This is a genomic window from Streptomyces sp. NPDC006458 (genome assembly GCF_040612135.1).
GTDB lineage: Bacteria > Actinomycetota > Actinomycetes > Streptomycetales > Streptomycetaceae > Streptomyces.
This window is the reverse complement of the sequence record NZ_JBEXPR010000025.1, coordinates 116,811-128,200: the sequence shown is the minus strand read 5'-3', so window position 1 is coordinate 128,200 and position 11,390 is coordinate 116,811. Positions and strand designations below refer to the sequence as shown.

At 73.8% G+C, this 11,390-nt stretch carries 2 protein-coding genes; both read left to right on the top strand.

The window, feature by feature from the left end; translation table 11 throughout:
• A partial coding sequence (locus tag ABZZ79_RS29735; protein ID WP_356693904.1) for an SDR family NAD(P)-dependent oxidoreductase occupies positions 1 to 3,713 on the top strand: 3,713 nt, incomplete at its 5' end.
• 98 nt (positions 3,714 to 3,811) lie between these two features.
• Positions 3,812 to 11,365, top strand: a complete 7,554-nt coding sequence (locus tag ABZZ79_RS29730) for a beta-ketoacyl synthase N-terminal-like domain-containing protein (protein ID WP_356693902.1) — start codon at positions 3,812 to 3,814, stop codon at positions 11,363 to 11,365.
• Positions 11,366 to 11,390 lie beyond the last annotated feature (25 nt).

Sequence of the window (11,390 nt, the reverse complement as noted above, 5' to 3'; positions counted from 1 at the left end):
TGCAGGAGCGCTTCGGCGCCGGTGTCGCGGCCGGTCCGGAGGCGCTGGCCGAGCTGCGCACGCTGCGTCAGATCGTCGACTTCATGGCCGACGCCTCCCCGGCCGGTCAGGCTCCCGCGGCCGCCCCGGCCGTTCAGGCCCCGGCCGGCCCGGACGCCACGGCCGTGTCCGCCGCTCTGCTGGACGTCGTCGGCCAGAAGACGGGCTACCCGACCGACATGCTGGACCTCGACATGGATGTCGAGGCGGACCTGGGGATCGACTCGATCAAGCGGGTCGAGATCATGGGTGTGATGCAGGAGCGCTTCGGCGCCGGTGTCGCGGCCGGTCCGGAGGCGCTGGCCGAGCTGCGCACGCTGCGTCAGATCGTCGACTTCATGGCCGACGCCACGCCCGCCCAGGCCACCGTCACCGCCGCCCCGACCGCCCCCGCCCAGACGGCCGGTCCCGACTCCGGCGCGGTGTCCGCCGCTCTGCTGGACGTCGTCGGTCAGAAGACGGGTTACCCGGCGGAGATGCTGGATCTCGACATGGATGTCGAGGCGGACCTGGGGATCGACTCGATCAAGCGGGTCGAGATCATGGGTGTGATGCAGGAGCGCTTCGGCGCCGGTGTCGCGGCCGGTCCGGAGGCGCTGGCCGAGCTGCGCACGCTGCGTCAGATCGTCGACTTCATGAGCGACGGCGCCCCTGCTGCCCCTGCCGCTGCCCCCGCCCAGACGGCCGGTCCCGGCTCCGCCGCGGTGTCCGCCGCCCTGCTGGACGTCGTCGGTCAGAAGACGGGTTACCCGGCGGAGATGCTGGATCTCGACATGGATGTCGAGGCGGACCTGGGGATCGACTCGATCAAGCGGGTCGAGATCATGGGTGTGATGCAGGAGCGCTTCGGCGCCGGTGTCGCCGCCGGTCCCGAGCAGCTCGCCGAGCTGCGCACGCTGCGTCAGATCGTCGACTTCATGTCCGACGACGCCGCCCCCGCGACCGCCCCCGCCACCGCTGTTGCCCCCGCTCCGGCCGCCGGCCCGGACTCCGCCGCCGTCTCGTCCGCTCTGCTGGACGTCGTCGGTCAGAAGACGGGTTACCCGGCGGAGATGCTGGATCTCGACATGGATGTCGAGGCGGACCTGGGGATCGACTCGATCAAGCGGGTCGAGATCATGGGTGTGATGCAGGAGCGCTTCGGCGCCGGTGTCGCCGCAGGACCCGAGCAGCTCGCCGAGCTGCGCACGCTGCGCCAGATCGTCGACTTCATGTCCGGTGACACGGACACCGCGACCCCGGCCGCCGCGACCGCCGCCGCTGCCGAGCCCGCCGCCGCGAAGCCCGCGGGCGGCATCGGCCGGGCCCAGGCCGCGCTGGTCGACCTGCCCACCCCGGACCTGCTGACCGACGCCTACGCGCCGGGTTCGGCCGCACTGATCGTGGACGACGGCTCCGACCTGGCGCCCGCGTTCGCCGCGCGGCTCGTCGAGACCGGACGCCCGGTGCACGTGCTGCGCCTGCCCGGTGTCGCCCAGCGCGTCGAGGGCGTCAAGGACCAGGGGCTGACCGGCTGGGGTGTGACCGAGCTGGCAGAGCGCATGGAGACGGTCCTCGCCGACCGCGTCACCCTGGTCGTCGACCTGTCCGCCGCGCACCTCGGCGACTGGTCCGAGGGCACCCGGCGCCTCGCGCACTCCCTGCTCGTCGCCAAGCACGCCGTCGAGCCGCTGACCGCCGCCGCCGAGTCGGGCCGCGCCGCCTTCGTCACCGTCACCCGCCTCGACGGCTCCTTCGGCCTCACCGGTGTGGCCGAGGAGCTGACCCCCGCCGCGGGTGTGACCGGCCTGGTCAAGACCCTCGCGGTCGAGGCGCCCCGGCTGTTCTGCCGAGCCGTCGACCTCGCCGCCGACCTCAGCCCCGAGGCCGGTGCCGCCCTCCTCGCCGACGAACTGCACGACGTGGTCGCCGACCTGACCCAGGTCGGTCACGACGGCACCCGCCGCGTCGGCCTCGGCCTCGCCGAGCAGAGCCTCCACCAGGGCGCGGACGACGTCCCGGCGCTCGGCTCCGACGACCTGGTCGTGGTGACCGGCGGCGGCCGCGGCATCACCGCCGCCTGCACCATCGAACTGGCCCGCCGCCACCGCCCCGGACTGCTCCTGCTCGGCCGCACCCCGCTGGCCGACGAGCCCGCCTGGGCGCAGGGCGTCGAGACCGGCGGGCTCAAGGCCGCGGCCGCCGCGCAGCTGAAGGCCTCGGGCGAGAAGCCCACCCCGAAGCGCGTCGAGCAGCTCTACGGTGCCGTCGTCGGCGCCCGTGAGATCCGCCAGACCCTGGCCGACGTCCAGGCCGCCGGAAGCACCGTCGAGTACCTGGCCGTCGACATCACCGACCCGGCCGCCACGACCGCCGCGCTCGCCCCTTACAAGGAGCGCATCACCGGTCTGGTGCACGGCGCCGGCGTCCTCGCCGACCAGCTCATCGCCAACAAGAAGGCCTCCGAGATCGAGCGGGTCTTCGCGCCGAAGCTGACCGGCCTGCGCTCGGTGGCCGCCGCCCTGGACAGCGACATCCTGCGGCACATCGTCCTGTTCTCCTCGGTGGCCGGCTTCTTCGGCAACCGCGGCCAGTCCGACTACGCGATGGCCAACGAGACCCTCAACGCCTGGGCCTCCTCCTTCAAGCAGCGCCACCCCGGCGCCCGCGTCACCTCCCTCAACTGGGGCGCCTGGGACAGCGGCATGGTCTCCCCGCAGATCAAGGCCGTCTTCCAGGAGCGCGGCATCACGCTGATCCCGGTCGACGCCGGAGCCCGGCTGTTCACCGAGCAGTTCGACGCCCAGCGCGCCGCCGACGTGGTCACGGTCCTCGGCCCGACCACCCCGCTGTCCGAGCCGGAGCGGCCCGCGCAGACCGGCACCGTCACCGTCCGGCGCTCCATCGCCGGTCTGGTGGACGACCCGATCGTCGCCGACCACGTCATCGGCGGCACCCCGGTGCTGCCCGCCGTGGTCGCCCTCGGCTGGGCCGTCGGCGCCGTCGAGCGCTCCACCGGCACCGAGGTCCGCGAGGTCCGCGACTTCTCGGTCCGCAAGGGCATCCTGTTCGACGACACCCTGCCCGAGCGGCCGGAGCTGGCGATGACGCCCGCCGGTGACAGCGTCGAGGTCGCCATCCAGGCCGCCGACGCCAAGGGCGCCGTACGACCGCACTACGCGGCCGTCGTCACCCCCGGCACCACGCCCGCCGAGGCCACCGTCGCGGGTCTGCCCGCGCTCGGCAGCGGCCGCGACGCCGCGAGCCTCTACACGGACGGCACCCTCTTCCACGGGCCCGCGCTGCGCGGTGTGCGCCGGGTGCTGGCCGAGAACGAGTCCCGGCTGGTCCTGGAGTGCGAGCTGGCCGAACTGCGGCCCGAGGGCGGCGCGTTCGGCGGCACCCGGTTCGCTCCCGGCACCGCCGACCTGCTGCTCCAGGCCGGACTGGTGTGGGTGCGGCTGTTCCGCGGCACCGCCGGACTGCCCCTGTCCGTCGCCCGCGTCACCCTGCACCGGTCGCTGCCCGACGGTGCCCCGTTCCTGCTCGTCGTCGAGCCGGCCGAGGGCGGCAGCTCCAGCACCGCCGCCCTGACCATCACGGCGTGCGCCCCCGACGGGACGGTGCTGACCCGCTTCGACGGCGTCCAGGTCGTCTCCGCCCCGCAGCTCGCGGACAAGTTCCTCAACGGCTGACCCGCCTCGTATCCGACGCACGCGTCGGGCCGGGCCCGGACGGCACCCCCCAGGGCCGTCCGGGCCCGGCCACCCCCAGAAGGGACCCGAGAGCTCTCATGAGCAAGTACGCCATCGTTGGCCTCGCCTGCCTGTTCCCTGGAGCGGAGTCGCCCGCCGAGTTCTGGCGCAACCTCCACTCCGGCGCGGACAGCCGCCGGGAGGGCGGGACGGAGGTCTTCGGCCCCGGCCCCGAGGCCCGGGACATCGATCCCCAGCACGAGATCTACTGCGGACGAGGCGGATTCGTCACCGACTTCGCCTTCGACCCCACCGGCTACCGCCTCGACGCCGACCGCCTCGCCGGGCTCGACCGCATCTTCCACTGGACGCTGCACGTGGCCCGCGAGGCGCTGCGCGACAGCGGACACGACGACCGGCAGGACGTCCTCGCCCGCACCGGCATCGTCCTCGGCAACTACTCCTTCCCCACACCGACTTCGGCCCAGGTCAGCGTCCCCCTCGTGCAGGAGGCGGTGCTGGAGGGCCTGCGCCGGGCGGGCTACCCCCCGCTCGGCGCTCTGGCGCACGCGCAGGACCGGATCGACCGTGAGCGGCTCAACACCGAGGACCTGATGGTCAGCGGCGCCCCCGCCACCCTCGCCGCGGCCGCCCTCGGCCTCGGCGGACCCCGCTACAACCTGGACGCCGCCTGCTCCTCCGCCCTGTACGCGCTCAAGCTGGCCTGCGACCACCTCGCCGCCGGACAGGCCGACCTGGTCCTGGCCGGCGGTGTCTGCGCGCCCGACCCCACGCTGATCCACCTCTCCTTCGGTGACCTCCAGGCCTACCCGCGCGACGGCTTCAGCCAGCCCTTCGACGGCCGCTCCGGCGGCATCCTCACCGGACAGGGCGCCGGCATGTTCGCCGTCAAGCGGCTGGAGGACGCCGTACGCGACGGCGACCGCATCCACGCCGTCGTCGACGGCATCGGCCTGTCCAACGACGGCAGCGGCCGCCATCTGCTGGTCCCGCAGGGCCACGGACAGCTCCAGTCCTACGAACTCGCCTACGCCGACGCCGGGATCGACCCGGCGGCCGTCGACTACCTGGAGTGCCACGCCACCGGCACCCCGATCGGCGACGCCACCGAGGCGCAGTCCGTCGCCGACTTCTTCGGCACGGCCGGCCGCGTCCCGCTGCTGGGCTCCGTCAAGGGCAACATCGGCCACCTGCTGACCGTCGCCGGACTGAGCAGCATGCTCAAGGTCGTCCTCGCCATGGGCCACGGGCACATCCCGCCCACCATCGGCGTCGGACAGCCCATCAGCTCCAAGGACGGCAGGGTCGGCTCCGACGTCCTGGTGCGCGAGGGCCGCGACTGGCCCGAGACGGCCGGTCCCCGCCGCGCGGGTGTCTCCGCGTTCGGCTTCGGCGGCACCAACGCCCATGTGGTGCTCTCCCAGCCGGACGGCACCGCCCCCGACGCCGAGCCGCCGACCGCCGTGCCCGCGCTCGACATCGTCGGACTCGGCGCCCACTTCGGCGCCTTCGACTCCCTCGACGCCTACGAGCGGGCCGTGCACGCCGGTGCCGACACGGTGGGTCCGCTGCCCGAGCGACGCTGGCGCGGCCTGGACCAGACCCGCGGCGGCTCCCTCGATCACGGCGCCGGAGTCTCGCCCGAGTCCCTGCCGCACGGCGCGTTCGTCGACGGCCTCGGCATCGACCCGATGGACCTCAAGATCCCGCCGGCCGACCTGCGCACCTACAACCTCCAGCACGCCCTCGCCATCAAGGTCGCCGACGAGGCCCTGCACGACGCGGGCTACAGCCGCGCGGTCCCCAAGGGACGCAGCGCGCCCGACGCGCGTCGGATCGCGGTCGTCGTCGCCATGGAGACCGAGCCCTTCACCCACCTGCGCATCACCCGCTACGGCCTGGGCACCTTCATCCGCCAGGAGTTCGAGCGCGCGGGCATCGAGGTCGACGAGGCGGAGCTGGCCCGGCTGACGGCCGTCGGCCGCGACGCGGTGGTCGACCCGATCGTCGCCAACGAGGTGCTCAGCTACATCGGCAACGTGATGGCCAGCCGCATCTCCTCGCTGTGGAACCTCACCGGCCCGTCCTTCACCGTCTCCTCCGACGGCTCCGGCACCGCCGAGGCCCTCCAGGTCGCCCGGCTGCTGCTGCTCGACCCCGGCATCGAGGCCGTCCTCGTCGGCGCCGTCGACCTCGCGGGCTCCGCCGAGAACCTGCTGCTGCGGCCCGACGTGGTCGCCGAGGCCGGGCTCACCTTCCAGGAAGGTGCCCGGGGCCGCCGGATCGGCGAGGGCGCGGGCGCGCTCGTCGTCACCCGCCCCGACTCCGGCGACCGGCCGGTCTACGCCCGCCTGGAGTCCCTCGCGATCCGGCACGCCGCCCCGGTCGACGGCGCGGTGCCCGAGGCCGACGCCGGCACCTACGCGGCCGCCGCGAGCGAGGCCTACGCCGCCGCCGGCATCACGGCCTCCGACATCGGCTACGTCGAGGCGCACGCGGGCGGCACCGACGTCCAGGACCGCGCCGAGATCGCGGGCCTCGCCCAGGTCCACCCGGCCGGCACCCACCAGGTGGCCCTCGGCAGCGCCAAGGCCCAGGTCGGCGACGCCGGCTGCGCGGCCACCATGGCCGGTCTGATCCGGGCCGTCCTCGGCCTGCACCACGGCTACGTCCCCGGCACCCGCGGCTGGACCCGCCCGGCCGCCGAACTCACCGCCGACTTCGAGGCGTCGGGCCTGTACGTGCCGGACACCTCCCGCCCCTGGCTGCGCGCGCGGCGCGACTCGCGCCGGTACGCGGGCGTCGGCTTCATCGGCGCCGCGGGCGCCCACGGCCACCTGGTGCTCTCCGCCCGGACCTCACGGGGCGCGCTCGTCCCGCGGGACTGGCGGCGGGCCGGCGGTCCCGTCGTGCTGCCGCTGTCCGCCGACTCCTTCGACGGACTGCTCGCCACGGTCGCCCAGCACCGCGCCCTGCTCGACGACGGCGCCGACCCCTACGCCCTCGCCCGTGACGCCGCCCGGCAGCTGCCCGGCCGCACCCTGCGCGCCGTCCTGGTCGGCCGCGACCGCGACGAACTGGCCGCCCAGCTCGACCTGGCCGCCCGCGGTCTGCCCGTCGCGCACGCCGGGGGCACCGAGTGGGCCACCCCCGCCGGAAGCTGCTTCACCGCGAACCCGATCGGTGCCGAGGGCAAGGTCGCCCTGGTCTACCCGGGCGCCTTCAACTCCTACCCCGGTCTCGGCCAGGAGCTGTTCCGCGCCTTCCCCGGACTGCTCGACGCGTTCGAGGACATGGCCGACGAGCCCGAGCTGCACCTGCGCGCCGCGGCCCTCTACCCGCGCTCACAGGCCGCCCTCGGCCGACGCGAACTGATGGCGCTTGAGGGCTCGCTCGGCGACGACATCCCCTTCATGCTCGCCACCGGCACCAGCTTCTCCATCCTCTACACCGACCTCGTCCGTGACGTCCTCGGCGTCAAGGCGCACGGCGGCTTCGGCTACAGCCTCGGCGAGTCCAGCATGCTGTTCGCCACCCGGGGCTGGCTCCCCGAGAGCCGCGACGACGCCCTGATCAGCGGCACGCCCGTGTTCAAGCACCGCCTGGTCGGCGCCAAGAACACCGTGCGCGAGGCCTGGGGCATCGGCGAGGACGTCCCCGACGAGCGGGTGTGGTCCAGCCATGTCCTGCTCACCGACGCGGAGACGGTCCGCACCGCCCTCAAGGGCTACGACCGGGTCTTCCTCACCCACATCAACACGCCCAAGGAACTGGTCGTCGCCGGCGACCCGGCGCAGTGCCGCGCGCTGATCGAGGAACTCGGCTGCCCGGCCGCGCGCTCGCCCGTCGGCGCGGTCATGCACTGCTCCCTCGTGAACGCCGACTTCGACGCCCTCGCCGGGCTGAACAGCTACCCGACCGGCTCGCTCGGCGACCTGGAGCTGTTCAGCGCGTACGACTACGCGCCGCTGCCCGGTGTGGACCGCGAGGACACGGCCCGCCGGATCGCCACGACCCTGTGCTCGCCGATCGACTTCCCGCGTCTGGTGCGTACCGCCTACGACCGGGGCTTCCGCTACTTCCTGGAGGCCGGGCCCAGCGCGACCTGCGCCCGCTGGGTCCGTGAGACCCTCGGCGACGTCCCGCACATGGCCGCGCCCCTGGACCGCCGCGGAGTGCCCGCCACCCGCTCGATCGCCCAGCTCGCGGCCCGCCTGACCGCGCACGGCCTGGACCTGGACTGGGACGCGCTGCTGGCCGCGACCGCCGCCGACACCCCGGCCCGGCCGACCCGCTTCCGGGTGGGCGGCGCGGACCCGGCCCCGGCACGGATCGCACGCGAGCTGGCCGCGGCCCCGGCCGCCGCGTCCTCGGACACCGTCGCGGCGGAGTCCGCCGGTGCGGGGACGGGCACCGCGGCCCCCGAGCCGGTCGCGGCGTCCGCGGCCGCCGGTGCGGCCGTGAGCGCCTCGGGCCGCCTCGCGGGCGAGGCCGCGGGTGCCCAGTCCGTCTCCTCCGCCCCCTCCGGTGTCGCCTCCGGCGCCGCAGCCCGGCCCGCCGCGCACTCCACCGCGCCGCAGGCCCCCCGTACCCCGGCGGGTTCCGAGCCGGGCATCGCCGCGGGGGCCGCCCCCGGCAGACACCACGTCGCCGCGCACGCGGCCCCGACCGCCCCCGCCCCGTCCGCACCGCCGGAGGACTCCGCACTCATGCAAGCCGACCCGACCCTCGCCGACGCCGAGGTCATCGCCTTCGACGGCACACCGATCTCGACCGTGCCCTGGTCCCAGCCCCCGCGCGAGAGCGCCTCCGAAGCACCCCGAGCCGCCGCCGCGCCGACCGGCCCGGAGCCGGCCGCCCCGGCTCCGGCGGGGCCCGTCCTCCAGCAGTCCGGCGCCGCGTCCGAGACGCCCGCCGGCGACCTGGTGCGCGAGATCCGCCGTCAGATGCTGGACACCCACTCGGTGGTGATGGAGACGCAGCACATCCTCCAGTCCGCCACCCTCGGCCGGGTCGAGGCCCTGCTCGACGGGACGACGCGGGTCGTCCAGGCGCCTCGTCCGCTCCAGGCCCCCGCCGCCCCCGCCGCGCTGGCCCCGGTCGTCGAGCGCCCGGCCCTGCCGGCCGCCCCGCGGCCCGCGGCCCCCGTGCCGCCCGCCGCCGCGCTCCCCGCCGCCCCGGCCGCGTCCGCCCCGGCCGCCCCCGTGGCCCCGCAGCCCGCGCCCGCCACCGACCGCGAGGTCAAGGAGGGCGTCATCTGGGACGAGGCGGACCTGCTGGAGTTCGCCGTCGGCTCGGTCGCCAAGGTGTTCGGCCCCGAGTTCGGCGTGATCGACGGCTACGACAAGCGCGTACGCCTGCCCGCACCGCCGTACCACTTCGTCACCCGGGTCACCGAGATCGAGGGCACCACGGGCGAGTTCAAGCCCGCCAAGATCGTCACCGAGTACGACGTGCCCGAGGACGCCTGGTACGCGGTCGACGGCTATGTGCCCCCGGCCGTCACCGTCGAGGCCGGCCAGTGCGACCTGCTGCTGGTCAGCTACCTCGGCATCGACTTCCGCAACAAGGGCGAGCGCGTCTACCGCCTGCTGGACAGCACGCTGGTCTTCCGCGGCTTCCTGCCCCGCGTCGGCCAGACCCTGCGCTACGAGATCTCCATCGACCGGTTCGTCCACCAGGGCGACACGACGATCTTCTTCTTCAGCTACCAGTGCTACGCCGACGGCGAGCTGATCCTCGAACTGCGCGACGCCTGCGCCGGGTTCTTCACCCAGGCCGAACTCGACACCCCGCTCGGCGTGGTGATGACCGAGAAGGAGAAGGCGGCCCGCGCGGCCCTGCCCCGCGGCTACTTCAAGCCCCTCGCCTACACCGACAAGAACCACCTCACCGCCGAGGACCTGGAACTGCTCGCCCAGGGCCGCCCCGGAGACGTGTTCGGCCCGGACCACGCCCAGGACCCCGGCGTCAACCCCGCCCTGCGGCTGCCCGACGCCAAGATGCGCATGATCGACGAGGTCGAGATCGACCGCAAGGGCGGCGTGCGCGGCCTCGGCAAGATCAGCGCGGTCAAGCACCTCCAGCCCGACGCCTGGTACTTCACCTGCCACTTCCCCGACGACCACGTCCTCGCGGGCTCCCTGGTCGCCGAGGGCGCGGTGCAGCTGCTCCAGATCTACCTGATGCACCAGGGCATGCACCTCACCCTCCCCGACGCCCGCTTCACCTGCGTCACCGACACCCCCATCGAGGTCCAGGTCCGCGGCCAGATCACCCAGGCCCACTCCGAGGTGCGCTACGAGGTCGAGGTCACTGAGCTGACCCTCCTGCCGCGCGCCACCGTCATCGCGGACGTCCTGATCTACCTCGGCGACAAGCCGGTCGTCCGCATGAAGAACCTCGGCCTCCAGGTCCGCGAGAAGGACGGCACGCCGTACCGCCCGGAGATCGGCGGCGTCCCGCAGTTCCTCGGCCGCCGCAACCGCGACGGCGAGGCCGCGATGATCAACGAGATGCACCTCGCGCACGCCGCCAAGGGCCTGCTCGACGTCGCGATGGGCCCCGAGTTCGAGGTCTACCGCACCTCCCGCGCCCCCTACATCCCCAACGGCGACTTCCAGTTCGTCGACCGCGTGATGTCCCTTGAGGGCACCCGCGGCGACCTGTCGCCCGGCTCGGTGATGGTCACCGAGTACGACTCGCCGGCCGACGCCTGGTACTACGAGCAGAACTCGTTCCCGCACATGCCGAACGCCGTCTACATGGAGTCCTCGCTCCAGGCAGCGATCTTCCTCGGCTACTACCTCGGCGCCACCCTGAAGAACACCGACGAGCAGTACCGCATCCGCAACCTCGACGGCCGCGCCACCCTCGTCAAGGACATCGACCTGCGCGGCAAGACCATCCGCCATCGCTCGAAGCTCCTGATGACCAGCGCCATCCACGGCGCAGTCCTGCAGAACTTCTCCTACGAACTCTCCGCCGACGGCGAGGTGTTCTACACCGGCGAGTCCCTCTTCGGCTACTTCAGCGACGCGGCCCTCGTCAACCAGGTCGGCCTCGACAACGGCAAGTACATCGCCCCGTGGATCGAGGCGGAGAAGCCCGCCGCGGACCGCGTGCGGCGCATCGAACTCCCCGAGGGCGCCCCGGCGTTCACCGACCCCTCGGGCGGCCTGCTGCACCTGCCCGGCGACAAGTTCGCCCTCGTCGACCACGTCGACCTGGTCTCGGACGGCGGAAAGCACGGCCGCGGCTATGTGCACGGCTACCGGGCGGTCCGCCCCGACGAGTGGTACTTCGACTGCCACTTCCACCGCGACCCGGTGATGCCCGGCTCCCTCGGTGTCGAGGCGGTCCTGCAGGCGATGCGCCTGTTCGTCCTGGAGCAGAACCTCGCCGAGGGCATCGAGAACCCGCGCTTCGCGATGGCGACCGACGTGGAGACCTCCTGGAAGTACCGCGGCCAGATCCTGCGCCACGACAAGGAGCTGTTCTTCGACGTGCACGTCAAGGACATCCGCAAGGAGGCCGACCGCCTGGTGCTCGTCGCCGACGCCGACCTGTGGAAGCCGGGCCTGCGCATCTACGAACTGACCGACCTGGCCATCGAGGTCCGTACCGCCTGACGCCTGACGGCCCACCCGCCCCGCC

Bases quoted from the DNA above. Each gene is read 5' to 3' on its own strand.
- ABZZ79_RS29730 (WP_356693902.1), top strand. From the start codon at position 3,812: ATGAGCAAGTACGCCATCGTTGGCCTCGCCTGCCTGTTCCCTGGAGCG.